Below are 25,496 nucleotides of genomic sequence, written 5' to 3' on the forward strand. Positions count from 1 at the left end.
CACGATGAACCGTATCCCCTTCCCCGACATGAAGCGCCCGCTGATCGCCATCCTTCGCGGCATCCGGCCTGACGAGACCGAAAGCGTCGTCGGTGCTCTGATTGAAAATGGCCTGACGGCGATCGAAATTCCGCTTAACTCGCCGGAACCATTCAAATCCATCGAGATCGCCGCAAAGATGGCGCCGGCCGAGGTGCTGATCGGCGCCGGCACGGTGCTGACGGTCGAGGCGGTCGACAGCCTGCATGCGGCCGGCGGCAAGCTGCTCGTCACCCCGAATGTCGAGCCCGAGGTGATCATCCGGGCGCGCGAATACGGCATGGTGACGATGCCGGGCGTCTTTACGCCGACCGAGGCGCTGGCGGCTGCGCGCTCCGGCGCCACCGGTCTCAAATTCTTTCCGGCCAGCGTGCTTGGTCCGTCCGGCATCACGGCGATCCGGGCAATCCTGCCGCCGGAGCTCACGATTGCCGCCGTCGGCGGTGTGTCGGACAAGAATTTCGGCGATTATACCAAGGCCGGCATCTTCTCCTTCGGCCTCGGCACCAGCATCTATAAGCCAGGAATGACCGCGTCAGAGGTTGCCGAGCGCGCCAAGGCGACCATTTACGCCTATGATGCAGCCATTGGGAGCGTGAACGTATGACCGATATTTATGAGTTCGAGGGCAAAACACTTTGCAATACCAATTCCGTTCTCGGCGAAGGCCCGACCTATGATCCGGACAGCAATACCGTCTGGTGGTTCAACATCCTCGGCAAGGAACTGCACGAGCTCAATCTTTCGACAGGCGCGAAAAAGGTGCATCCGCTGCCTGTGATGGCGAGCGTGCTTGCCCGCATCGACGACGGCCGGCAGCTGATCGCGACGGAAGAAGGGCTTTTCGTGCGCGACGTGGCAAGCGGCAACCTCACCTTCTACGCCGCGCTCGAAAACGACAGGCCGGAAAACCGTTCGAACGACGGCCGCACGCATCCTTCCGGCGCGCTCTGGATCGGCACGATGAGCAAGCGGGCAGAAAACCAAGCCGGCGCCATCTATCATGTCGCCTCCGGCAAGGTGACGAAGATCTTCAACGGCATCAGCATCCCGAATTCGATCTGCTTCTCGCCCGACGGCACGATCGGCTATTATACGGATTCCCGCATCAACCGGCTGATGCGCGTCATGGTCGATCCGCTGACCGGCCTGCCCTCGGGCGAGCCGATCGTGCTCGTCGACAGCATGAACGACCCCGGCGACATCGACGGCTCGGTGGTCGATGCCGACGGCTATTTGTGGAATGCGCGCTGGGGCGCCGGCGTCGTCGACCGCTACAGTCCGGACGGCCTGCGCATCTCGCGCTACAAGGTTCCGGCTGTCCAGCCCTCCTGCCCTGCCTTCATCGGCGTCAATGCCGACCGCCTGGCGGTAACGACCGCCTGGGAAGGACTGGACGAGGATGCCCGTTCGGCGCAGCCCAGTGCCGGCGCTCTGCTGGAACTCGGCATCGACGTCAAAGGCGTGTTCGATCCCGTCTATGTGATCTGATCTCGGGGTGATCTGCGGCCATCAGAGGCGCTCCCGACCGGAACGCCTTTTCTCGTTTTGGCGGCGGTTCTTCGATAAATGTTCCGTGAAAATCGAGAAATTTTCCGTGTTTTCAACCGGAACCAATCGGCCCACCAGTCATTTTCCTTTCGAACCGGCGCGGCAATCATACCTGGGAAACAGGTGCTGCCGGGCCAGCGATCACTCTAGGGAAAAACGAAGGTAGGTTCGAAATGACACGCAAACTTTTGACGACCGTTGCCGCTGGCGCCCTGTTTGCCACGGCTTTCGCACCGGCGGCATTCTCGCAGACGGCCCCGCAGCCTGCGGACCCCGCCGCTCCGACCCAGGCGGCTCCCGCCGATCCGGCAGCCCCGAAGCCGATGACGCCTGATGTCACCAAGCCTGCAGGCGATGCCGCACAGGCTCCGGCCGCAGCACCGACGGCAGACACGGCTCAGGCCGGCTATCTGACGGAGCAGTCTCCGGATCAAATCAGTGCCAACACCTATATCGGCCAGTCTGTCTATAACGGCAACAATGAAAGCATCGGCAGCGTCAACGACCTGATCCTCAAGAAGGACGGCGGCTTCGTTGCTGCAATCGTTGGTGTCGGCGGCTTCCTGGGCATCGGCGAAAAGAATGTCGCCGTGCCGATGGAAAAGATCACCGTCGCGCAGAACACCCAGGACGGCAGCGTCAAGCTGACGACAAGCGAAACGGCTGAATCGCTGAAGGCCGCACCTGAGTTCAAGACGCTGGCAATGCAGTCGGCCGAAAAGGCTCCGGCTGCAACCGGTACCGATACCACGGCGACCGGCTCGACCACGCCTAAGTAATCCGTGCGCGGTAGTATAGCGTAGGCGATGGCGCTCCTAGGGGCGCCATCGCTTTATGCGCTGACACGCTCCATCACGGTCGGATCGTAGTAGTTCTCGTGCAGGAAGCGTAGCGTGGCGATACCATCGGCCGGACGGCCGAAGTGATAGCCCTGGCCCATGCCGCAGCCGAGCATGCGCAACTTCACTGCCTCCGCATAATCCTCGATGCCTTCCGCCACGACCTCCAGCTCCAAACCCTCGCACATGGTAAGGATCGCCTTGATGATGTGTTCGGAGGCGCGATCGGAATTGATGCGCGAGACGAAGGCACGGTCAATCTTGATCTTGTCGAAGATGAAGTCGCGCAAGCGCCCGAGACTCGACTGGCCGGTGCCGAAATCGTCGAGCGAGATGCGCACACCGGCGGCGCGCAGATCGGCGATGATGCGATGAGCGGTGTCGGCCGAACTCATCACCGCGGTCTCGGTGATCTCCAGCTCCAGGCGATGCGGATCAAAGCCAACGCGCCCGAGGATCGACAGGACGCTGCTGCTCGTGCCCGGATCCATCAGCTGGGCCGAGGATAGATTGAACGACAGAAAGAGTTCGCGCGGCCAGGAAAGTGCTGCTTCGGCGGCTTTGCGCAGCAACGCCTCCGACAGCGCATCGATGAAGCCGCGCTCTTCGGCGAGCGGCACGAAGACGCCGGGCGACACAAAGCCGAGATCGGGGTCGTTCCAGCGGGCGAGCGCCTCGAAGCCGACGACCTGATTGTTGGACAGCGAGACGATCGGCTGGAAATGCACGTCGATCGCATCCGAGATGATGGCGTTTCTGAGCGCCTGCTCCAGCTGCGTCGCGCGTTTCATTTCCTGCGCGATCTCGCGCGAATAGACAGTGATCTGGCCGCGACCGCGGCGCTTGGAACGGTAGAGGGCAGTTTCAGCGCTCTTCAGCAGTTCCTCGCAATCCTCTCCGGCGAACGGATATATGGAGAAGCCGAGGGAAGCGGAGAGACGGACATTGCGGTCACCGAGGTCATAGGGGGCCGATAGCACCTCGCGGATCATCTGGCCGAATTTCTCGGCACTCGCCCGCTCGAAGATCAACGGCAGCACGAAGGCGAATTCGTCACCATCGTGGCGGGTAACAAGCGCGCCATCAGGAATACAGGCCCTGAGACGATGGGCGACCTGGCAGAGGATTTCATCGCCGGCTGTCGAGCCGAACAGGTCGTTGATTGGCTTGAAGCTGTCGAGGTTGACGATGCCGATGGTGAAGGGGGCCGGATCGCTGGCGCGCTCGGAAGAGATCTGCAAGACCTTGTCCCGCATACGATTGCGGTTTCCCAATCCGGTCAGCGGATCGGTGTAGGCCATCGCCTGAAGCTCATTCTGACCCACGGTCAAGAAAGCTATTTCCGCCGATTTTATCATGCAAACCCGAGCTTTCCCCCGCAGCTATGCAAAAGAATGACCGGCATGTCTTAACAATTCGATAGGAAATCAGCGGCCTGTGCCGCCTAAAACGCCCAAAATCTAGGGAGTTGACGGGTATTTCGGTTAGAGCGGTTCAGCTTCTCATGGAAGCGCCGAACCGCTCTAACATTTTGTTTTACGCAATTCCGGACGGAAAACCGCTTCACACTTTTCCTGAAATTACTCTAAAGCGCGTCGCGATCTTTCAGATTCGCTCCTCGCGCTTTAGGTCTTTGTTTTTACGCATGTCGTTAGCGCAAAACCGCTGCACACTTTTGCGCGACATGCTTCAGTTTCGCGCCCGCAAGGCCTCGCCCATTAGGTACTTCTGAAATACCATTTCGAGCATGTCCGGGCTGACGGGTTTCATGATGACGTCGTCCATGCCTGATTTGACGCATTCGGCGCGGTCGCGCTCGAAGGCCTGGGTGAGCACGCCGATGATCGGGGTGTGGGTTCCGTCGCCGGTTTCCTCCATCTGCCGGATGAGCCGGGCGGCCTCGAAGCCGTTGAAACCCGGCAGGGAAATATCCATCAGCACGATCTGCGGCCGGTGCTCGGCCCAGAGGCGCACGGCCTCGTCGCCGGTCGCTGCAAGCATATGGCGGTAGCCGAGGCCTTCGAGGATCTGCGAGAAGACGATCTGGTTGATATCGTTGTCTTCGGCGACAAGAATCTGCAGGCCGACCACATCGTCGGAAGTGCTGATTTCCCAATCCGCATCCGAACCGGCGGCGCTGCGGCTGTTGCGATTGAAATGGCGGGCGATCTGGAATGTGAGCTCGTTGGCGATCTGGAAGCCGTCCATGACGAGCGCCGGGATGCCGTATTGCTCGGCAAGCTCGAGGCAGCGCATGCCCATCTGGTTGTCGATGATCAAAAGATCGAGCGAGATGCCGGAGGAGGTGGCGATTTCCAGGAACCGCTCCTCTTCGTCCTCGCCGCGGACCGAGGAGGATTCGAAGCCGTATTTCGTCAGTGTCCGTAGCGCGGCTGTCTCGGCCGCGAGGTCGGCGGTGACGACGAGGACCTTGCGGCCGGAGAAATTCTCCGGAACAATCGCTTCCATCGCCGCTGGTTCGCGCCGCTCGACGCCGGTTGGTACCGGCACATAGGCCCGGCGATAGCTTTGATTGCTGGAGGCGGTGATCGCGGACGCTTGGCCGAACTCGTCGAGATCGGCGCCGTCGCGCGGCAGGTCCTGCATGGTCGACACCAGGAAATAGCGGCCGGGCTTGCCGATGCGGTGCTTGCGGCTGACGATGTCGCGCTCGCTGCCGTCGCGGGAGATCTGACGCTGGCGGGAGACCGACATCTCGCCGGTCTCCAGCACGTGGCGATCGCTCTCCTCGAAGCGCTTGGCGATCTCCTCTGAAAAAAGATCTCCGCTCTTACGGCCGAGCACCTCGTCAGCGCTCGTCTGATATTTCTCGCAGAAGGCGAGATTCACCGCGACATAGGTGAGGTTGCGATCCTTGACGAAAAGCGGAAACGGCAGATTGTCGAGAATGTCCTCGGTGAGCTGCACGCGCTCCAGATCGGAGCGCCATTGCTCTTCGCGCTTCTTGTTCTCGGAAATGTCGGAGATGATGGTGACGCCGTAGCCGCCCGGCAGCCTGCGCTTGACGAAGCGGACCCAGCTGTCGGTGCCATGGCGCTCGACGGCGTCGAAGCGTTCGCGCCAATGAGAGGCGATTTTCTCCGACAGCCAGTCTTCGCGGCTCAGAGAGCCGCCCTGCCTGACATCATACTGCTGGCGAATGCCGGTGTCGTACATTGCGCCGAGGAAATCGCGAAGCCGTGTGCCCGGCTTCAGCATTTCGGCGGGCAGCGGAAAGAATTCGAGGGTCTGGCGGCTTGCGAAGATCAGATGATCGTTCTTGTCGTAGATGATGAAAGCTGCGGAAAGGCTGTCGCACACCACATCGAAAAGCGCCGTCTGCAGATCGGCCTCGGCGGGAGACCCATCGATTTCTGATGATGTGTCCGCCTTTTCGAAGCCGGCACTCATTCTGTTGCGTCCCACATCTGTTCGATTTCACAGCTTCCGGAAGTATGTGATTAGAAATGCCATTTTTATGTTAAAACCGGCTTAACACTAGCCACCCCCAAATTCGGGGATGGCCGTGATCACGCTTTGGGAAAGCGCATCGAAACCCCTTCCCTCCGGCCCGCGAATCCCCGAAAATGGCCCATGGCCATCATACAGCTCTCCGAAACGCTCATCAACCAGATCGCCGCCGGCGAAGTCATCGAACGGCCGGCGAGCGCTGCCAAGGAACTGATCGAAAACGCGCTCGACGCGGGCGCGACGCGCATCGAAATCGCCACGGCTGGCGGCGGCAAGGCGCTGCTGCGCGTCAGCGACAATGGCTCCGGCATGGATGCTGCCGACCTGGAGCTGGCGGTCAGGCGTCACTGCACCTCGAAGATCTCCGAGACGCTCGAGGATATCCGCACGCTCGGCTTCCGCGGCGAGGCGCTGCCCTCGATCGGCTCGGTTGCAAGGCTCAGCATTGCAAGCCGCAGACGCGACAGCGCCGGCGGCCACGAGATCGCCGTTGCCGGCGGCAAGATCGCGCATATGCGGCCGGCTGCCGCTAACCCCGGGACGATCGTCGAAGTGCGCGACCTGTTCTTTGCCACACCGGCCCGCCTCAAATTCCTGAAGACGGAGAAAGCCGAGGCTGGCGCCATCACCGAGATCGTCAAGCGCATGGCGATCGCCTTTCCGGCCGTGCGCTTCGTGCTGTCGGGCTCGGACCGCACGACGCTGGAATTCCCGGCGACCGGCGATGATCATCTGGCGCGCATGGCGCAGGTGCTCGGCAAGGAATTCCGCGACAACGCCATTGCGCTCGACGCCGTGCGCGAAGAGATCTCGCTCACCGGCTTTGCCGGCGTGCCGACCTTCAATCGCGGCAACTCCGCCCATCAATACGCCTTCGTCAACGGCCGGCCGGTGCAGGACAAGCTGATCCTCTCGGCGATCCGCGGCGCCTATGCCGAGACGATCCCTTCAGGACGCCATCCGGTGGCGGTACTGTCGATCACGCTCGATCCCGCTCTCGTCGACGTCAACGTGCATCCGGCAAAATCCGACGTGCGGTTCCGCGACCCGGGCCTGGTGCGCGGCCTGATTGTCGGCGCCATCCGCGAGGCCTTGGCGCGTGACGGCAGCCGGGCGGCGACGACCGGAGCGAGCGACATGCTGCGTTCCTTCCGCCCCGGCTTCCAGCCGAATAGCCAGCGGCCGCAAACGGCATGGTCGGCCGAAACGTCGCCCTCCCGGCCCTATCAGCCGACAACGGGTTTCGGCGAGCGGCCCCAGGCGTCCTTCGACGGACTTTCAATGCCGACGGCGCGAGCCGAGCCGCAGTTTTCGCCGCAGCCGGCAGAGCCCGAACCAAATGCACGGTATCCGCTCGGCGCGGCACGGGCGCAGATCCACGCAAACTACATCGTCGCCCAGACCGAGGACGGGCTCGTCATCGTCGATCAACATGCCGCGCATGAGCGGCTGGTCTTCGAAGCGATGCGCAAGGCGCTGCATTCGAAGCGGCTGGCCTCGCAGGTGCTGCTCATCCCCGAGATCATCGATATTCCGGAAGAGGATTGCGACCGGCTGATGCAGCATGCCGCCGAGCTTTCCGAACTCGGCCTGGCGATCGAGCGTTTCGGCCCCGGTGCGATCGCCGTGCGCGAGACGCCGGCGATGCTCGGCGAGGTCGATGCGCACGGGCTGATCCGCCAGCTCGCCGACGAGATTGCCGAATGGGACACGGCGTCAGGCCTATCGGCCAAGCTCGAATATGTGGCGGCGACCATGGCCTGCCACGGGTCGGTGCGCTCCGGACGGCGATTGCGGCCGGAGGAAATGAACGCGCTGCTGCGGGAGATGGAAGTGACGCCCGGCTCCGGCCAGTGTAATCACGGCCGGCCGACCTATATCGAATTGAAGCTCAGCGATATCGAACGGCTTTTCGGCAGAAGCTAAAAAAGCTGGAAAAGCAGCCCTTGCGGGAGTATGGCAGACTAAAGTGTGTCGCGATCTTTCAGATTCGCGTGCCACGCTTTAGGGCTTTGGTGTTCCGCATGTCGTGATCGCAAAACCGCGGCACACTTTTGCGCGACATGCTCTAATGACAGACGGCAGGGAACGGAGCGCATGAATTTGTTCGAAGGGCACGGAAACCGCGAAGCGAAGATCCGGTATCTCGATGGCGATTTCCAGATTCTCTCGCCCGGCTCCTATGTCGTCTGCGCGATGACGGGAAAACAGATCCCGCTCGACGAGTTACGCTACTGGAGCGTCGCCCGGCAGGAACCTTATGCTGACGTGATCTCGGCAATCGAAGCCGACAAACGCGCCGGCGTGCTGCCGAACCAGCGGCGCTAGAGCCTTTCCGGGTTAGATTGAAGCATTCTGCCGGAGCAGGTTTTCGTCAGGGCAGAGGCGATTGGCGAAGGGCATACCCCTTGGTACGTCCGAGCCGATCGCCTCTGATCCTGGCGGAAAGATGCCCGGCCCTTCGGGTTGGCTGAAACGGGCCGGCTGATCGACCGGCCGGCTTGGCCGTAGAGATGGGCTACGACGCGCGCCAGCCGGTCGACCATCCGACTCCGTTTGAGCCAACAGAATGCTTCAATCTAACCCGGAAAGGCTCTAGATGTTGCGATCCCCGTCGGAGGTTCTGGCTGAGATGGTTCTCCGGTCTGCAGCCCGGAGCTGCTGCAGGGAGAATATCCGCCCCGGTCACCCGGCGACTTGAAATATCACAGGCTCATCCACGACAACGTCCGTATCGACTGGCCAACGTGGCTCCGGGCCGCAGGGCTCGACGATATCATTCCCGACAGCGGGGAGGTTGACTCCCCGCCTACGCGATCGACATAGGGCAACGGTTCACTTGAATTTTGCCATATTCTCAGGCGTCACGAGCGCAGCGCCGGAATCGATCAAAGACTCAACCTTCTCTCCGCGAATCGATTTTACCAGCGCATCCACACCGAGTTCGGCCATCTTGGTGGGGAACTGCGCCACCGACGCATCCTCGACTCCACTCTTCAGCGCGTCCTCTTCGCCGCAGCAGAAGTCGAAACCGACTAGCACAATCTTGTCATTGGCAGTGCCAGCGTTCTTGATTGCGCGCGCCGCGCCAGCAGCGGGCGGGCCGCAAGCGGCATAAATGGCCTTGAGATCCGGGTTCTTCGTGAGCAGATCCTCGGCGACACTGATCCCGAGCTCCTCGGTGCAGTTGGTTGCGCCTTTCCCGACGATCTTGACATCAAGGCCGTTCAGCCCTTCAAGCATACCGTTCACGCGGTCATCAAGCGCCGGCACACCGGGCACGCCCTCGAGAATCCCGAGCGTATCGCCGGCTTTAAGAACAGTTTTGAGATATTCGCCGGCGATTTTGCCCGCAGCGAAATTATTGGTCGTGGCAAGCGCCGTCCTGCCTTTCCAATCCGGAATGTTGTTATCCATCAGCACGACCTTGATACCGGCCGCCACCGCCTTGTCCAGCGCAGTGGACACGGTAGGATCGACGGGCGTGAGGGCAATGCCCTGCACGCCTCGTGTCACCATGGATTCGATCTGTGCAATCTGGCCCTCGATGTCGGTTGCTGACGTACCCTGCCCGTAGATGATCTCGACGCCGGGATTTCTCTTCGCATAATCTTTGGCGGCGTTCTCCATTGTTGCGAAGAACGGTACAGGGAATTTGGTTATAAAGCCGAGCTTGACCGGCTCCTGCGCCAAGGCCGGCACTGCAGCGACGGCCAGGAGCGCAAGAGCTCCCAGCAGGGATTGCGGTTTCATGATAGATCTCCCATGTTTCGACCGCCCTCCTCTAGAGCGATCTCGTTGTCCGCTGCCCCAACGAAGCAGCGATCTCCCTTAAGCCTCGGCGCCGACAATCATGGCGACAACGTCCTGCTTGTTCGCTTCAGTCGGCTTCAGTTCACCCACCTTGCGACCTTGCCGCAGCACAACCGCCCGATCGGCGATTTCGACGACATGCTCCATATTGTGCGTGATGATGATCACGGCATTGCCGTCGGCTTTGAGCTGATGGATAAGGTCAAGAACCTGGCGAGACTCGCGAAGACCGAGGGCGGCCGTTGGCTCGTCAAGGACCACCAGCTTGCGCGCAAAAACAATGGCGCGCGCGACCGCGATAGCCTGTCGCTGCCCCCCAGACATCAGCGCGACCGGCGCGTCGAATCTCGGCAGTTTAACCTTCAGGCGATCGATGACACTTGCTGCCTCCCGCTTCATCGCGCCGGTGTTGAGGAAGCGGAGCGGGCGCGGCAGCCAAGAGGGGAAAGAGATTTCTCGTCCGCAATAGAAATTCTGTACCGGGGTCAGGTTGTCGAAAAGCGCCAGATCCTGATAGACGGTTTCAATACCGGCGCGGCGGGCCGCCGCCGTTGAATGGAGCGATACGGGCGCACCATCCACGAGGATCTCTCCTTCGTCGAGACTATGAAGCCCACTGATGCATTTGACGAGCGTCGACTTGCCGGCGCCGTTGTCACCCAAGAGCGCGGTTACCTCACCTGCATAGGCATCAAAGCTTACATTTTTCAGGGCATGGATGGCGCCAAAGCGCTTCTGGGCGTTTCGAACCGAAAGGGCCGGTGTGGTAGATGCAGGGTTCATTGCACTCTCGCCGATTGAAGCACACGCGCGCGCGCCTCGAGATGGTTACGAAGCACGTCGGCCTCTACGGCGATGACAATGACGAGCCCAATCGCGATCATTTGAAAGAACACGTCGACCCCTAGAAGGTTAAGGGCGTTGCGGATGACGCCGATCAGCACGGCGCCGATCAGGGCGTGGCCGAGATGGCCTCGTCCGCCAAGGAAGCTGGCGCCACCGATAATCACCGCAGCAATCGTGTCGAGCTCCAAAAGATTGCCGTAGATTGGCGAGGCGGCAGCGGTCCGTCCTGCGAGCAGCACCGCGCCGACACCTGCACAAAAGCCGCAAATAATGTAGGTTGCGAGCAGGACGCCCTTTACCGGTATACCCATGCTTCTGGCGGCACTCGGCGCGCCGCCGACCGCATAGATCCATCGGCCAAAGACCATCGACTTCGTCAGGATCAGAAAAAGAAGCCCGAACATCGCGACGGCAAAGAAGGAATTGGGCACACCAAGCGTCGTACCGCCGCCGATTGCAGTCACCGCATCGGGCATCCCGCGCATGGTGGTGTGGCCGGGCGCCAATGCAAGTGCCAGGCCACGGCAGATACTCAAGGTCGCAAGTGTAATGATAAAGGGGTGTGGCAGCCGGCCATAGACAAAGACCAGGCCGTTGACCGCACCGATAGCAGCGCCGGCAAGCAGCATGGCGATAATGACGACGATCGAGGAATCAACCTGCTGGTAGACAAGTCCGCCGATGACGGTTGCTAGCGCCAGATTCGAGCCTACAGACAGGTCGATGCCGCGCGTCAGGATAACGAGTTGCTGCCCCATTGCCACAACAGCAATCACTGCTGTCTGCGCCAGGATGTTCCCCAGGTTAACGGGCTTGAGAAAAGCCGGCGTGATCAAACTGACGACGGCGATGAGCATAATCAGGATCAATAGAGGCCCAAGGCTCAATAGCTTCAGTCCGAATGTGATGCCGGATTGTCTCGGATGGAAGGTTGCATCTTGCGAACCACCAGGCCGGGACGAATTCTGAGGCATAATCCCGGAGTCTTCCAAATTCCCCTAGCCTCCCCCGTTTTTTATACATAAGAAACATATGATACACGTGCGTCAACTTGTTTTTTATGGATAAGTAATCATGCCAGGAGTTGTGCCATGAGAACGGATACGACCTTCAAGCGGGCATTCAATGATATGATCGATATCATTCGGACGCTCGATCTTGGGGAGGAATTGCCGTCCGAAAATGCACTGCGCGCCCAGCTTGGCGTGAGCAGAACAACGGTGCGGAAGGTGCTGGCCGGGATGTCCGCACGTGGGATCATCATATCTGAAGCGCACAGGCGGATCATAGGTGAACAGCCGCAGCAGATAGAGCGCTATCCGAAGGAAGAGACCTTAGCCATTTCGGAACAGGTCGAGACGAGTTTCATGGAATGGATGCTGCGCGGCGATGCCTGTCCGGGTACAGAAATCAATGAGGCGGAATTAGCTCGGAAATTCGGCGTCGCGACAACGATCGTGCGTGAGTTTCTCAATCGATTTCAGAAATATGGGCTGATCGAGAAACGTCAGAATGCAGGCTGGGTTTTTAAAGGGTTCACCGCCAGTTTCGCACTCGAACTGTTCGAGATCAGAGAAATGTTCGAAATGCGCTCCGCACGGCTGTTCGCTACGCTGCCCGACGGGTCGCCGGTCTGGAAGCAGATCCAATCTATGCGGGCGGCACATTTGGAACTGCTCGCGGATATCGACGCTCGGTTTCAGGATTTCTCCGAGCTGGACAGCCGCTTCCACCGGCTGATTACGGCAGTCGCGCCAAACCGCTTTATCGAAAGCTTCCAAGACGTGATAGCCATGGTCTTCCACTATCACTATCAGTGGAACAAGCGTGATGAACGCGCGCGGAATGAGGTCGCCATTGGGGAACATCTCGCGCTGATCGAAGCCCTCGAAAGCCGGAATATCGCGTTGATCGATCGCGCATGCCGGTTGCATCTGACTTCCGCCCGCGAAACTTTGCTTCACTCGATCGCGTGATAGCGTTGCATGCAGAGATGTGCGCAGGACGATGCGTTTTGCAGCAGCCTGTCAGAGCGGTTCAGCCTTTCCTGGAATCGCTTTAACCCCGGCCTTCATCTCCCGCAGGCGCCGCTCGCGGCAAGCGGCGATCGCCCGGTCGATGATGAGGCTTGGGGCGAGGTGATCCTCGAATACCATGTCGACCTCAATCACCCGGCTCTTTTCGGCAAGCTGCGCCGCCTTGCCGTGATGGCCGGAGAGGCGGACGAAATCCTTGGACGTGGTGACGATCAGAAGGCCCTGCCGCTCGGCGGTCGTCAGGATGTCGTCGATCTCCTCCTCGGTCAGGTGCTCGTGATCGCCGAAGGACTTGGCGACGGTGATTTCGACGCCGCGGGATTCGACCGTGCGGAAGAATTTGGCGGGATCGGCGATGCCGGCGAAGGCGAGCACCCTCGTGCCGGCCAGCGTATTGTCGCCGCGCACTTTCAGCGATGCGGTGAAATACGGCTTTGCCGCGCGCGCCGCCATGCGGACGATCCTGTCGGCGGCATTGCCGCCGCCGACCTTCAGCAGCGCCGTCGCAGAACGCAGCTGCTGGCGGATCGGCGCGCGGACCGGGCCGCCGGGCACGATATGGCCGTTGCCGAGGCCGCGGGTCGCGTCGATGACGAGCAGGGCATAATCGATCGCCAGCCGGGCGCTCTGGAAACCGTCATCCATGATGATGAGATCGGCGCCCTCCGCCACCAGGCGTGCGGCACCCTCGACGCGTCGGCGGGAAATCACCGTCAGCGCTTCCTGGGCAAGCAGCAACGGCTCGTCGCCGACGGCGCCCGCCCGGTGATGATCGGGATCGACGACGGTCGTCACATCGAGCGAGCCGCCGTATCCTCTGCTGAGAAAGCCGGGCTTCAGCCCCTTCGCCTTGGCGGCACGGGCGATCGTCAGCGCCGTCGGCGTCTTGCCGGCGCCGCCGACGGTGAAATTGCCGACGCAGATGACCGGAATGGGAACGGAGGCGCGGCGCGCATGGGCCATGCGGTGGCCGGCGATACGGCCATAGAGAAAAGAAAGCGGCAGCAGCAGCCAGGCCCGCCAATCGGCTTTCCTCCACCAGAACGGCGGCGCTTCGGATATCATCTTGCCGTCCCGCTCCCCTGCCCGCCTCTGTTACGGCCAGTCCCCTGCTTCTCGACGGCGGGATTGAGAAGCCAAAACCTGAAAAAATGCAAGCCCTTACCCGTCAGGCCGGCTGCAGATCCGGCAGCAGCGTCTCGATGGCGGTGATATCATCGAGCACATGATCGGCCGCGGCGGCAAGCGTCTCTCGCGAACCGGTGCCGGTCAGCACCGCGATCCTCAGGCCCGTGCCGGCATTCAGACCCATGTGCAGATCGTGATTGTTGTCGCCGACCATGGCGACCTCGGCCGGCGAAAGACCGGTCGCGGCACAGAAGCCGAGCACCATGCCTGGCTCCGGCTTGACGCCGAAACCGCTGTCGTAGCCGGCGATATAATCGACATAGCAGGCGAAACCGAAGCGTTCCGCCGTCTGGCGGATCGAGCGTTCATTGTCGCTGGAGGCGACACCGAGCTTGAAGCCGCGCCGATGCAGCCGGGCGAAAAAGCCGGCAAGGTCGGTCACCGGCACGGAAAATTCGGCGGCGCTGGAAAAGAGATCGTCGAGGCGGACCGTCAGCTCGCCAACATCGACCATCGAACCCGCGGCAACGAGACCCTCGGCAATCTGGCGGGTATTGCCGGCGGCAAGCAGGCTGTCGGGAACGATATGGCCGGTCACCGGATTCATGCCGCAGGCGGAAAGCAGCCGGTTGGCGAGAAGCTCGTCCCCTTGGGCGGCGATGCGGGCAAGCTCGCGGTTGACCGGCAGCCAGCTCTCATCATAGTCGAGCAGTGTGCCGTCCTTATCGAAGAGGATGCCTTTGATACCAGTCGCAGCCGACATCTTAGCTCCTCAGACCTGGGCCGCGGTCTTGGGCAGCAGCCGCGCCTTCACCGTCAGCGGATTGATATAGGGTTCCAGCCCCTTGACTGTCGCAGTCAGCGCGCCGCGCATCTCGTGCACGGCGGTGATGCCGGCTTCGATCATAGTGCGGCGGGCTTCGTCATTGGTCAGCAGATAATGCACGCCCTTGGCCAGCATTTCGGTATCGCGCACCATGCGGGCGCTGCCGCTGCGGGCAAGCTTCTGATAGGCCTCGCGGAAATTCTGCACATGGCCGCCGGAGAGAATGGCGCAGCCGAGCATGGCCGGCTCCAGCGGGTTCTGGCCGCCTTCGGCAAAGAGCGAGCGGCCGACGAAGGCGATTTCCGTCAGCCGGAGATAGAGACCCATTTCGCCGATCGTATCGCCGAGGAAGATATCGACATCGGCGGACAAGATATCGTCGCGGGTGCGGCGGGCGACCTTTAGCCCCTGCTTGACCAGGGCCGCCTCGATCTCGTCGCTGCGCTCGGGATGGCGCGGCACGATGATCGTCAATTGCCGGTCGCGCTCCCTCAGCGCCCGATGAACGATGGCGGCGGCATTCTCCTCGCCGTCGAAGGTCGAGATCGCCGCCCAGGTCTTTCTCTCGCCGATCTGCTTCTTATAGCGGGCGAAGACAGCGCTGTCATAAGGTGGTGCGTCGGTGTCGACCTTCAGATTGCCCGAGGTGATGACGGGGACAGCACCGAGATCGCGGAAACGTTCGGCATCGACATCCGACTGGGCGATGACCAGGGCGAGATTCTCGAACAAGGCTTCGGCGATCGACGGACGGCGGCGCCAGCGGGCGAAGGAGCGGTCCGACATGCGGGCATTGATCAAGATCTGCGGAATGCGGCGGCGGCCAAGCTCCAGCACTGTTGCCGGCCAGATCTCGGATTCGGCGATGATGGCGCAATCGGGCTGCCAATAGTCGAGGAAACGGCTGACGGAGGGCTTCAGGTCGAGCGGCACATATTGATGGATCGCTTCCTGGCCGAGGCGCTCGGCAGCGAGCTTGGCGGATGTGATGGTGCCGGTCGTCAGGACGACATGAATGTCGCGGCGGCGGATTTCGCGGATCAGCGGGATGACGGCATTGGTTTCACCGACGCTTGCAGCGTGGAACCAGAGGAGCGGGCCCTGCGGCCGGTTGGCACTCGGATAGCCGAAGCGTTCCAGGCGACGCGCCCGGTCTTCCTTGCCCTTGGCCGTGCGGTAGTGGAGATAAAGGCCGACAGCAGGAGAGGCAACGGTTCCCGCCAGACGATATGCGCTCAGACCGAACCGCGCCATTCGGGAACTCATTGCGCCAGCCTCCGATCCAAACCGATCGACATCAAACCCATTCCCTCATTATCGTTGCGGCCGCAATGACCGATCAATTTGTTCAGATTGCGTCAAGCAATCCGGATCGACGGGCGTCCGATGCACGAAAACCCCGCTCGCCGAGCGGTCGGCCTGTAGCACTTGTCGAGGTCAGTTGCCCTTGGCCTTTTCCTGCGGATCAAGGAGACGATGCATGTGGACGATGAAGTAGCGCATATGCGCATTGTCGACCGTCTGCTGCGCCTTCGCCTTCCAGGCTGTCAGCGCCGTGGCATAATCCGGGAAAATGCCGACGATATCGAGACCCTGCAGATCACGGAACTGGACGTCATCGAGGCTTTCCAGTTCGCCGCCAAAAACGAGATGCAAAAGCTGCTTCTTGTCACCGGATTCAGTCATTTTTTGTTCTCTTTCTGCCTATTCTCCTCCGCCACCCCATCTGCGGGATTTTGACGGAAACGTCAACTGTCTCGTCGCCCCGCAAAGGCCGCGAGGAATTCGCCAAGGCGGGGCGTCGGGGCCGCGCAGAGGACCTTGTGGGTCACTTCGGGGCGATTATAGACGATCGGCTGGCCTTCGAGGTCGACGAGACCGCCGCCGGCGCAAACGAGGATCAGATCGGCGGCGGCCAGATCCCAATCATGTGAATTGCCCTTGACGAAGGTGCCTTCGAGACGACCGTCTGCCACCATGGCGATGCGATAGGCGAGCGAAGGAATGTATTTCTCGCGCGTGACCCGGTCGCGAAACTCCGGCGGAAAGGCCTTCAGCAGGTCTTCGCCGATTGCAAGGCGGCTCATCTCTTCCGGTCCGGCGGCCGAGACGGTGAACGGCACGCCGTTCTTCAGCGCCACGCCACCTTCAACCGCCTCATAAAACTCCTCGAGCGCCGGGGCATAGAGCACACCGGCGACCGGCCGACCGCGATGAACCACCGCGACGCTGACGCACCAAACCTTCTGGCCGCCGAGGAAGGCGCGCGTGCCGTCGATCGGATCGATGATGAACAGCGTCTCGCGTGACAGACGGTCGGCATCGTCGTCGGTTTCTTCCGACAGCCAGCCATAATCCGGCCGGGCTTTGCGCAGGATGGTCTCGAGCGTCTTGTTTGCGGCGAAATCGGCGGCGCTGACGGGAGAGCGATCCTTATTCTTCCACCAGACTTCAGGAGACTGGTTGAAGAAGCTGAAAGCGACGGCGCCCGCCTCTTTCGCAGCATCGGCGATCAGCGAGAGATCGCTCTGCCAGCGGGCCTTTTCCCTATCGCTCATCCCGTCAATCCGTTTCTCAATTCAATAGCAGGAGCAGGATATCGTCCAAAAACCGCTCACACTTTTCGGCATCATGCTCTAAAGCGCGTCGCGATCTTTCAGATTCGCTTGCCACGCTTTAGGTCTTTGCTTTTCCGCATGTCGTTATCGCAAAACCGCTGCACACTTTTGCGAGACATGCTCTAGCGCCCCGCGAGCGTCATGCCTTCGATGGCGAAGGTGGGGGCCGCGACGCCGAACTTGCGATCGATATCGTTTGCCGGCGTCAGACGCATGAACATCTCCTTGAGGTTCGAGGCGATCGTCACTTCGGAGACCGGGAAGGTGAGTTCGCCGTTCTCGATCCAGAAGCCGGTGGCGCCGCGGCTGTATTCGCCGGTGATCATGTTGACGCCGTGGCCGATCAATTCGGTGACATAGAAACCGTTGCCGACGCTGCGGATCAAATCCTCCGGCGCGATGTCGCCGGGTTCCAGGGCGAGGTTGGTGGAGGAGGGCGAGACGGAAGTGCCGCCGCGCACGCCGCGGCCGTTGGTCTCCAGACCCAACTCGCGCGCGGTCGAGGTCGAGAGGAACCAGTGCTTCAAGACGCCATCCTCGATCATCACCAGCCGCTCGCCGGACACGCCCTCGCCGTCGAAGGGTCGCGAGGAAGGGCCGCGCACGATCAGCGGATCGTCGGTGATCGACAGGCCTGACTTCAGCACCTGCTGACCCATCTTGTCGCGCAGGAAGCTGGACTTGCGGGCGACGGCAGCGCCATTGATCGCACCGGCGATATGGCCGACGAAGCCGCGGGCGACGCGCGGGTCGAAGATCACCGTGACGTCCTTGCCGGTCGGCACCTGGCGCGGATTGATACGCTTGATCACCCGTTCGCCGGCGCGACGGCCGATTTCAGCGGGGTCGTCGAGCTCGGCATAATAGAGGCGGCTGTCGAAATCATAATCGCGCTCCATGCCGGTGCCTTCGCCAGCGATGACGCTGACGGAATGGCCGAAACGCGAGGCCATGTAACTGCCCTCGAAACCGTGCGAGGTGACAAGAACGAGGCCGCCCATGCCGGCCGACGCACCGGCGCCGGAGGAATTGGTGACGCCCTTGACCGCAAGGGCGGCTGCTTCTGCGGCAAGGCTCGCCTCGCGCAGCATCTCGGAGGAGACCTCGGTGGTGTCGAGCAATTGCAGGTCGGGATAGGATTTCGAAAGGCTCGCCTCATCGGCGAGGCAGGCGAACGGGTCTTCCGGGGAAACCTTGGCCATGGCGACGGCGCGTTCGGCCAGCGCCTGGAGATTGAAGCCCGGATTGGCCGAAACGCTGGCGACACGCTTGCCGATGAAGACGCGCAGGGAAAAATCGTCGCTTTCGGAGGATTCCGTGCCCTCGACCTTGCCGAGGCGGACGCTGACCGATTGCGAGCGCGACCGGACGACGACAGCGTCGGCGGCATCGGCCCCTGCCTTCCTTGCCAGATCGATCAATTGACTTGCGCGGGAAAGAAGTGTCGAGGAATCAATTTCAGAGGACATGATTTGGCCTTTCCTTCGGCTTCCATTTATTGTGCACTCTCCAAAGCATCAAGGCCGCCGCCACCGATTCTTTGTCGGGGCTGCTTGCTTGCTCCCCGCCGTTGAAAGAAATTGCCAGCATGTCAGCGCCCAATGCCCTTTTTTCCGAAACGATCCTGCTGCTTGGCGGCGCGGTGGTCGCCGCGCCGATCTTCAAGAAACTCGGGCTCGGCACGGTGCTCGGCTACCTCGCCGCCGGCATCGTCATCGGCCCGGTCTTCCACGGCATCACCGATGGCGAACAGATCCTCAATGTCGCCGAACTCGGCGTCGTCTTCCTGCTCTTCATCATCGGACTGGAGTTGAAACCCACCCGCCTCTGGCAGATGCGGCGCGACATCTTCGGCCTCGGCACGGCGCAGGTGGTGGTGACGGGGCTGGCGCTGACCGCACTTGCCTGGTTTTCCCAGGTTCTCGACTGGCGCGGCAGCATCGTTGCCGGCTTCGGCCTGGCGCTGTCTTCGACGGCCTTTGCCATGCAGATCCTCGAGGGCGACGGCGACGTCAATACGAGATACGGGCAGCGCTCCTTTTCGATGCTGCTGTTCCAGGACCTGGCGATCGTGCCGCTGCTGGCGCTGATCACCATCCTCGACGGCGGCGACAAGGGCAACAACGCGCCGCTCTTCGATTTCGCCGTCGCTGTCGGCGCGGTTGCGGCGATGATCGTCATGGGGCGCTACCTGCTGACGCCGCTTTTCCAGATCATCGCCCGGACCGGCGCGCGGGAAGCGATGATCGCCGCCGCCCTCTTCGTCGTCATGGGATCGGCGAGCCTGATGCAGCTTGCCGGGCTTTCGATGGCGATGGGCGCCTTCCTGTCCGGCGTGATGCTTGCCGAATCCTCCTACCGGCATGAGCTGGAGGCGGATATCGAGCCGTTCCGCGGCGTGCTGCTCGCCATCTTCTTCATCGCCGTCGGCCTGTCGCTGGAACTCGACGTCCTCGCTGACAACGCGCTCTTCGTCATCGTCGCCGTACCGATCATCATGGCCGTCAAGGCGATCGTCATTTATGGGCTCTGCCGGATCTCGGGCTCCCCGCACAACGATGCGATCCGCATCGCCTTCCTGTTGCCGCAGGGCGGCGAATTCGGCTTCGTGCTGTTCACCGCGGCAGGTGCGGTCGGGCTGATGTCGACGAGCACGGCCTCGCTGCTGATCGCAATCGTCACGCTGTCCATGGCACTGACGCCGATCGGGGCGGCCCTTTCGAAGCGGCTGCTGCGCGGCGACGAACAGGAGGAACTGGACGAGGATTTCGAGGGTGCGGGCGCCGACGTGCTGATGGTCGGCTTCTCCCGTTTCGGCCAGATCGCCGCCCAGATCCTGCTTGCCGGCGGGCGCAGCGTCACCGTCATCGATTTTTCGGCCGACCGCATCCGCCAGGCCTCCTCCTTCGGCTTCCGCATCTATTTCGGCGATGGCGCCCGCAAGGACGTGTTGCGCTCGGCCGGCATCGACCGGGCGAAGATCGTGCTCGTCTGCACGCAGAAGAAAGAAGTCACCGACAAGGTGGTAGAGCTGGTGCAAGCAGATTATCCGCACACGCGGCTCTACGTGCGCTCCTACGACCGCATCCACTCCATCGAACTGCGCAACAAGGGTGTCGACTACGAGCTGCGTGAAACGCTGGAATCGGGCCTGCTCTTCGGACGGCGAACACTGGAGGCGCTCGGCGTTTCCGAGGTCGCCGCCTACGAAATCGGCGAGGATATCCGCAAGCGCGACGAGGCACGCTTGGTGCTGCAGGTGTCCGAAGGGCTACAGGCCGGGCGCGACATGCTGTTTTCCCACCCCGTCCGCCCCGAACCGCTGGTCAAGCCGAAGCGCGCTGCCGATCCCTTCGAGGACGATCCGCTGGCCGGCACCGCGGATGCAGCGGCGGACGCGTAGATCGATTCCAGGAGGTGTGAAGCTTGAGCGGATCGAAAGGCCAGATCCGACACGAACCACGACTTGGAGACGATTTAAAAGGCACCGCCGGGACAAACGCTACTGCCAGAATCTGTCAGCATGTCTCGGTAGAGGTGCTCCTGACTGACAACAGGAGCTTGCCGTGATCGAAAGCAATAGCATTCTACTCTTCGTAACCGACGCGCCAAAGAGCGCTAGCTTCTATGGCCAACTGCTCGGGCAGGAGCCCGTTGAGGCCAGCCCGACCTTCGCCATGTTCATCCTGCCTTCGGGTCTGGCACTTGGACTCTGGAGCAAGACGGGAGTCGAGCCGGCGTCGGCTGCGACGGGCGGCGGCTGCGACCTCGGTTTCAAGGTGGCGACAGCAGACACGGTCGATACGCTTCACGCCGAATGGCAGGGCAAGGGCGCGACCATCCTCTTGCCGCCGACCAACCTCGATTTCGGCCGCACCTTCGTCGCAGCGGATCCCGACGGGCATCGCCTGCGCGTCTATAACGTGGCGGAAGGTTGAAACATGTCCCGCAACTGGATCGCAGTGGCATCGGCAAACCATGTACGCATCGGGCGCGAAGCTGGCTTCATGCAGGTCTGTCACGGAAAGGCCGCTCCGCTTAGGCGGAGCGCGCCTGGTGACCGCGTGATCTACTATTCGCCGACCGAAACATTTGGCGGCAGGGATCGGCTGCAAGCGTTCACGGCAATTGGCATGGTCGAGGAAACTGATGCATATCAGATGGAAATTCACCCCGACTTCCGCCCCTGGAGGCGGGATGTCGCCTGGTGGCCGGCCATGGAAACTCCTATCCGGCCACTACTCGGCCGACTTTCTTTCACACGCGGTCGGGCAAGCTGGGGTTATCAACTCCGCTTTGGTTTCTTCGAGATCGACAAAAACGATGCCGAGCTGATAGCCGAAGCGATGCTCAGTACGCCCGAGCAATTTGAGCTGCCCGACCGGCTCCGAAGCTCCCGAAAAATCGCACGGGCTCCAGCCTCCGCTTCCTTGACCCGTCCATCTTCGCGCGGGTCTGCACGGGCTATCGAACCGAACTTCGGCTGACCAAGCCTTTATCCGTGGACCAACGGCCAATCCGAGCGACAGAGCCTTTTGTTTTTACCCAATTCCGGGCAGAAAACCGCTTCGCACTTTTCCTGGAATTACTCTAAGGCATGTCGCGCAAAAGTGTGCAGCGGTTTTGCGACAACGGCATGCATAAAAACAAAGACCTAAAGCGCGAGGAGCGAATCTGAAAGATCGCGACGCGCTTTAGCGCTTCAGCCGCGCTTCGATCTCGCGGTCGAGGGCGAATTTCAGGTCGTCCTTGACGCCGACGGACATGGCGAGGACTTCGCGAGCCTTGAGGAAATCCATGACGCCGGTGCGCCCGACCGTCGGGCGCAGGAAGATGTGCGGCGGGCGAAGCCTCAGCTTCAGCGAGATCGCCGTCTGCATCATCAGCTGGCCGGAACCGAAGATGCTCTCCATGCGGTTCGGAATATGGGTGCCGTCGCCTTCCGGCGCGCCGACGACATCGATGCCGACAACGATGTCGGCAAGATCCATCAGGCATTCATAGGGCACCGGATTGCTGATGCCGCCATCGATCATCACGCGGTCGCGCAGGCGCACCGGCATGAAGACGGCGGGGATGGCGGAAGAGGCGGCGAGCGCCGGAAACAGTTCGCCCTGCTCGATGATGACTTCGCATTGCCCGTAATAATCGGTCGTGATGACCTTCATCGGAACCAGCAGGTCCTCGAAGCGCGCGGGCAGCTCCGAGGGCAGGAAGGCCTTGAGGATCCGCTCCAGATTGAACTGGCCGATGCGGATACCCTTGGCCACCGCATCGCGCACCGTCGCAGGTCTCAGGCCCCAGATGCGGGCAACGACCGCCGTCTTGTTGCCGACGGTCGCCAGTGCATGTTCGCGGATCTCGGCGCCCGACATGCCGGCGGCCATGCCTGCCCCCATGATCGCGCCGATCGACGAGCCTGATACCGCCACCGGCCGGATGCCGAGTTCGTCGAGCGTCTCGATGACATGGATATGGGAAAGCCCGCGCGCACCGCCGCCGCCAAAAGCGACCGCGACCGTTGGCAAATCGCTGATCGCGGGCAATTTCGGGCTGATGATCTCTGCCTGCTGCACGCCCGCCCCCGCTTATTGCGGCTGATATCGGAAGAAATGCACCCTCGTATCGCCAAAGATGCGGCTTTCGAGGAAAACATAGGAAGGATGCACGGAAACGACAACATCGGCGCGTTCTTCGAGCACCGCAATCGCGCCTGGCTGCAGCCAGCCGCCCTCGGCCGCCGCCGCCATCGCCTTTTCGCCGAGACCCTTGCCATAGGGCGGGTCGGCAAAGAGCACGTCGAAGGCTTCGAGATTGCCGACGCTGCCGAGATCGGTTGCATCGCGGCGCAGGATGCGCGTGCGGCCGTGCAGGCCGAGCGCATCGATGTTCTCCCAAAGCAGCGCCCTGCCCTCGACGCTGTTTTCGACGAAGAGCGCATGGCGACAGCCGCGTGAAACCGCTTCGAGGCCGACGGCGCCGGTTCCGGCAAAAAGGTCGAGAATCCGGGTGCCATCGACACACCCCGGATAGGCATGGCTCAATATATTGAACAGGCTCTCGCGCGTCCGGTCGGCAGTCGGCCGGATCTCGTTGGATTTTGGCACGGCGAGAGGCCGTCCGCGAAACTCACCGCCGACGATCCGCACCGCGCGTCATTCCTTTTCCTCTACCACCACCTTTGGACGGCCCGCCCGCAGGCCTGTCGCCGCCCGACCGGTCGCCTTTCGGCCGGTCACCTTTCGGATTGCCGGAAAAACTCTTGGCCCCACCAGGCTTGGGCCCACCGGGCTTGGGCGCAAAGCCCTTGCCGCGCGGCCTATCACCAGAAGGTTTGTCACCCGAGGGCTTGTCGCCGAACGATCTTTCACCGCGGGGACGCTCGGAGCGGCCCTCGCCGGCAGAGCCTCTGGCTGCCCGCGGACGCTCATCACCGTCCTCGCGCGGCCTGCGATCGCCACGCGGCTTATCGCCGAAGGGCCGGTCTCCACGCGAAGGACGATCACCGAAGGGCCGGTCGCCGCGCGGACGCTCCGAACGGCCTTCACCGGTGGAGGCTCTGGCGGCACGAGGACGCTCATCACCGTCCGCACGCGGCTTGCGATCACCCCGCGGCTTGTCGCCAAAGGGACGATCCCCACGCGAGGGACGATCACCGAACGGCCGGTCGCCGCGCGGACGCTCCGAACGGCCTTCACCGGCGGAGGCTCTGGCGGCACGAGGACGCTCATCACCGTCCGCACGCGGCTTGCGATCACCCCGCGGCTTGTCGCCAAAGGGACGATCACCGCGCGAAGGACGGTCACCGAACGGCCGATCGCCGCGCGCCGGGCGGTCGCCAAAACCGCGGTCTTCACGAGCGGGGCGATCACCAAAGGCGCGCTTGCGGCCGGAGCCCTCGCCCTCATCCTTGCGACGAGGCTGCTCGCTGGAGCGTATCCATTCGCCATCCTCTTCGCGCACGCGGTTTACCTGCGTACGCGGGCGATCTTCGATGCGATCGAAACCAGTGCCTTTTGCCGGCGACTGCTCGCCGCGCTTGCGCGCGGTCTGCGCATTCTTGGCAGCTTTCGCCGCTGCCTTTTCGCCAAGAGGCCGGGCGCCGGGCGCCATCCAGACATTGGCGCTGCGGCGCTGACCGAGCGGCTGGGGACGCTTCGGCTTGTCGTCGTCCCTGCGGCCGCCGTCGCGGCGATCATCATCTTTGCGCCCCCCGCCGTGGCGGTCGTCGCGCTTGGTGTCGAGGCGGCTCAGCGCCCGTTCGCGCTTGTCCTCGTCGCGGCGCGGCCGTTCGCGCTTTTCCGGCGCTGCGGGCTCTGCCTCTTCCTCGGCAGCGACGGCCGCCGCATTGTAGATCGGCGCGTCGAAATTCGCCTTGGCTTCCTCGATGAGGCGCGGGCCGAGCTGGTCGCGGAGTGTGCGGCCGCGCACTTCGATGACATGGCCTTCCGGCAAGTCGCCGAGCTGGAACGGGCCATAGGAAATACGGATCAGGCGATTGACGTCGAGGCCGAGCGCACCGAGCACGTTCTTGATTTCGCGGTTCTTGCCTTCGCGAAGACCCATGGTGATCCAGACGTTCGAGCCTTGCGTGCGGTCGAGCGTCGCCTCGATCGAGCCGTAAAGCACACCGTCGACGGCGATGCCGTCCTTCAGCTTGTCGAGTGCGTCCTGATCGATCTCGCCATGGGCGCGGACCCGGTAACGTCTCAGCCAGCCGGTCGCCGGCAGCTCGAGCGCACGGGCGAGACCGCCGTCATTGGTTAAGAGCAGCAGGCCTTCGGTGTTGATGTCGAGGCGTCCGATCGACATGACGCGCGGCAGTTCTTCCGGCAGGTTGTCGAAGACAGTCGGCCGGCCTTCCGGATCGGCATTGGTGGTCACCAGCCCGGTGGGCTTATGATAAAGCCACAGCCTGGTGCGTTCGATGCCGCGGATCGGCACGCCGTCGACTTCGATGCGGTCGGCGAGCGTGACGTTGACGACGGGGGTTTCGAGAACCCTGCCGTTCAGCGTCACACGGCCTTCCATGATCATCCGTTCGATGTCGCGGCGGGAGGCGACGCCGGCGCGCGCCATCACCTTGGAAATGCGTTCGGCTTTGGCCTCGCCATCGGTCTCGGCGGCGATCGCGCGTGCGGCCGCAGGCTTTGCCGGCTTCTCGCCGCCCACCTTCGGGTCGGCTTTCGACCTGATATCCCGTGAAAGGGGCTTTGCGCCCGGGCGTTTTGGCTTGTCTTTGGGTGTCATTTGTTGTTTGCCTGCCTTTTGGGCCTGTCTATCAGGTCACGCATCTGCGGTTAAGTGGAAATTCGTGCGATCGTGAAGA

At 62.1% G+C, this 25,496-nt stretch carries 23 protein-coding genes; 9 read left to right on the forward strand and 14 right to left on the reverse strand.

From position 1 onward, the window contains the following. The first annotated feature begins 4 nt into the window (after positions 1-4). From C3Y91_RS36515 to C3Y91_RS36525, 3 genes are all read left to right on the forward strand, one after another. Positions 5-646 (forward strand): 2-dehydro-3-deoxy-6-phosphogalactonate aldolase, encoded by a 642-nt coding sequence (locus tag C3Y91_RS36515; RefSeq protein ID WP_130681048.1) that lies wholly within the window; start codon positions 5-7, stop codon positions 644-646. Then, positions 643-1,530 (forward strand): SMP-30/gluconolactonase/LRE family protein, encoded by an 888-nt coding sequence (locus C3Y91_RS36520; protein ID WP_018070134.1) that lies wholly within the window; start codon positions 643-645, stop codon positions 1,528-1,530. The genes C3Y91_RS36515 and C3Y91_RS36520 overlap by 4 nt, the downstream gene beginning before the upstream one ends. 233 nt (positions 1,531-1,763) lie before the next feature. After that, entirely contained in the window at positions 1,764-2,369 is a 606-nt protein-coding gene (locus tag C3Y91_RS36525) for a PRC-barrel domain-containing protein (RefSeq protein WP_018483249.1), read from the forward strand. 53 nt (positions 2,370-2,422) lie between these two features. Here C3Y91_RS36525 and C3Y91_RS36530 read toward each other — a convergent pair whose 3' ends face one another. Continuing rightward, positions 2,423-3,787, reverse strand: a complete 1,365-nt coding sequence (locus C3Y91_RS36530) for a putative bifunctional diguanylate cyclase/phosphodiesterase (protein ID WP_018070137.1) — start codon at positions 3,785-3,787, stop codon at positions 2,423-2,425. Positions 3,788-4,118: 331 nt separating this feature from the next. Continuing rightward, on the reverse strand, positions 4,119-5,840 hold the full coding sequence (locus C3Y91_RS36535; protein WP_130764986.1) for a response regulator: 1,722 nt from the start codon (positions 5,838-5,840) through the stop codon (positions 4,119-4,121). A 183-nt stretch (positions 5,841-6,023) separates the two neighbouring features. Between C3Y91_RS36535 and mutL the strand changes: the two genes are divergently transcribed. Both mutL and C3Y91_RS36545 read left to right on the forward strand, forming a co-directional pair. After that, on the forward strand, positions 6,024-7,826 hold the full coding sequence (gene mutL / locus C3Y91_RS36540; protein ID WP_018070139.1) for a DNA mismatch repair endonuclease MutL: 1,803 nt from the start codon (positions 6,024-6,026) through the stop codon (positions 7,824-7,826). 171 nt (positions 7,827-7,997) lie between these two features. Continuing rightward, on the forward strand, positions 7,998-8,228 hold the full coding sequence (locus C3Y91_RS36545; protein WP_003588271.1) for a DUF2093 domain-containing protein: 231 nt from the start codon (positions 7,998-8,000) through the stop codon (positions 8,226-8,228). Positions 8,229-8,735: 507 nt separating this feature from the next. On the opposite strand, the gene C3Y91_RS36560 is transcribed toward C3Y91_RS36545, so the two are convergent. The 3 genes from C3Y91_RS36560 to C3Y91_RS36570 all read right to left on the reverse strand — a co-directional run bounded on the left by C3Y91_RS36560 (position 8,736) and on the right by C3Y91_RS36570 (position 11,551). Continuing rightward, a complete protein-coding gene (locus tag C3Y91_RS36560) occupies positions 8,736-9,653 on the reverse strand; it encodes a sugar ABC transporter substrate-binding protein (RefSeq protein WP_168576408.1) in 918 nt (305 codons plus the stop codon). Positions 9,654-9,731: 78 nt separating this feature from the next. Continuing rightward, positions 9,732-10,496, reverse strand: a complete 765-nt coding sequence (locus C3Y91_RS36565; RefSeq protein ID WP_017963002.1) for an ATP-binding cassette domain-containing protein — start codon at positions 10,494-10,496, stop codon at positions 9,732-9,734. Further along, positions 10,493-11,551 carry an ABC transporter permease gene (locus C3Y91_RS36570; protein ID WP_018070140.1) on the reverse strand — a complete coding sequence of 353 codons (1,059 nt, stop codon included), beginning with the start codon at positions 11,549-11,551 and terminating at the stop codon, positions 10,493-10,495. Before C3Y91_RS36570 ends, C3Y91_RS36565 begins: the two co-directional genes overlap by 4 nt. Before the next feature lie 99 nt (positions 11,552-11,650). Between C3Y91_RS36570 and C3Y91_RS36575 the strand changes: the two genes are divergently transcribed. Further along, a complete protein-coding gene (locus tag C3Y91_RS36575; RefSeq protein ID WP_018070141.1) occupies positions 11,651-12,535 on the forward strand; it encodes a GntR family transcriptional regulator in 885 nt (294 codons plus the stop codon). A 51-nt stretch (positions 12,536-12,586) separates the two neighbouring features. On the opposite strand, the gene lpxK is transcribed toward C3Y91_RS36575, so the two are convergent. The 6 genes from lpxK to C3Y91_RS36605 all read right to left on the reverse strand — a co-directional run bounded on the left by lpxK (position 12,587) and on the right by C3Y91_RS36605 (position 18,636). Further along, positions 12,587-13,660 carry a tetraacyldisaccharide 4'-kinase gene (gene lpxK, locus C3Y91_RS36580; protein WP_024321310.1) on the reverse strand — a complete coding sequence of 358 codons (1,074 nt, stop codon included), beginning with the start codon at positions 13,658-13,660 and terminating at the stop codon, positions 12,587-12,589. 103 nt (positions 13,661-13,763) lie between these two features. Then, positions 13,764-14,486, reverse strand: a complete 723-nt coding sequence (locus C3Y91_RS36585; RefSeq protein ID WP_018070143.1) for an HAD family hydrolase — start codon at positions 14,484-14,486, stop codon at positions 13,764-13,766. Positions 14,487-14,495: 9 nt separating this feature from the next. Further along, positions 14,496-15,815 carry a lipid IV(A) 3-deoxy-D-manno-octulosonic acid transferase gene (gene waaA, locus C3Y91_RS36590; RefSeq protein WP_018070144.1) on the reverse strand — a complete coding sequence of 440 codons (1,320 nt, stop codon included), beginning with the start codon at positions 15,813-15,815 and terminating at the stop codon, positions 14,496-14,498. Between the two features lie 171 nt (positions 15,816-15,986). Next, a complete protein-coding gene (locus C3Y91_RS36595; protein ID WP_017962996.1) occupies positions 15,987-16,235 on the reverse strand; it encodes a DUF4170 domain-containing protein in 249 nt (82 codons plus the stop codon). 62 nt (positions 16,236-16,297) lie between these two features. Then, positions 16,298-17,107, reverse strand: a complete 810-nt coding sequence (locus C3Y91_RS36600; protein ID WP_024321311.1) for a 3'(2'),5'-bisphosphate nucleotidase CysQ — start codon at positions 17,105-17,107, stop codon at positions 16,298-16,300. A gap of 182 nt (positions 17,108-17,289) precedes the next feature. After that, positions 17,290-18,636 carry a TldD/PmbA family protein gene (locus C3Y91_RS36605; protein ID WP_168576409.1) on the reverse strand — a complete coding sequence of 449 codons (1,347 nt, stop codon included), beginning with the start codon at positions 18,634-18,636 and terminating at the stop codon, positions 17,290-17,292. Positions 18,637-18,755: 119 nt separating this feature from the next. Between C3Y91_RS36605 and C3Y91_RS36610 the strand changes: the two genes are divergently transcribed. The 3 genes from C3Y91_RS36610 (at position 18,756) to C3Y91_RS36620 (ending at position 21,654) form a co-directional block, all read left to right on the forward strand. Further along, positions 18,756-20,570, forward strand: a complete 1,815-nt coding sequence (locus C3Y91_RS36610) for a monovalent cation:proton antiporter-2 (CPA2) family protein (protein WP_024321313.1) — start codon at positions 18,756-18,758, stop codon at positions 20,568-20,570. A 163-nt stretch (positions 20,571-20,733) separates the two neighbouring features. Further along, positions 20,734-21,105 (forward strand): VOC family protein, encoded by a 372-nt coding sequence (locus C3Y91_RS36615; protein WP_024321314.1) that lies wholly within the window; start codon positions 20,734-20,736, stop codon positions 21,103-21,105. A 3-nt stretch (positions 21,106-21,108) separates the two neighbouring features. Next, entirely contained in the window at positions 21,109-21,654 is a 546-nt protein-coding gene (locus C3Y91_RS36620; RefSeq protein WP_075224766.1) for an EVE domain-containing protein, read from the forward strand. Positions 21,655-21,861: 207 nt separating this feature from the next. Here C3Y91_RS36620 and C3Y91_RS36625 read toward each other — a convergent pair whose 3' ends face one another. From C3Y91_RS36625 to C3Y91_RS36635, 3 genes are read right to left on the reverse strand one after another with little or no spacing between them, the layout of a single operon-like run. Then, positions 21,862-22,743, reverse strand: a complete 882-nt coding sequence (locus tag C3Y91_RS36625) for a patatin-like phospholipase family protein (protein ID WP_024321316.1) — start codon at positions 22,741-22,743, stop codon at positions 21,862-21,864. Between the two features lie 12 nt (positions 22,744-22,755). After that, positions 22,756-23,316, reverse strand: a complete 561-nt coding sequence (rsmD, locus tag C3Y91_RS36630; RefSeq protein ID WP_168576410.1) for a 16S rRNA (guanine(966)-N(2))-methyltransferase RsmD — start codon at positions 23,314-23,316, stop codon at positions 22,756-22,758. After that, positions 23,297-25,417 (reverse strand): pseudouridine synthase, encoded by a 2,121-nt coding sequence (locus C3Y91_RS36635; protein WP_130674770.1) that lies wholly within the window; start codon positions 25,415-25,417, stop codon positions 23,297-23,299. The genes rsmD and C3Y91_RS36635 overlap by 20 nt, the downstream gene beginning before the upstream one ends. Positions 25,418-25,496: the final 79 nt, after the last annotated feature.

The sequence above is a fragment of the Rhizobium ruizarguesonis genome (assembly GCF_012349115.1).
In the GTDB taxonomy this organism is placed as follows: Bacteria; Pseudomonadota; Alphaproteobacteria; order Rhizobiales; family Rhizobiaceae; genus Rhizobium; species Rhizobium ruizarguesonis.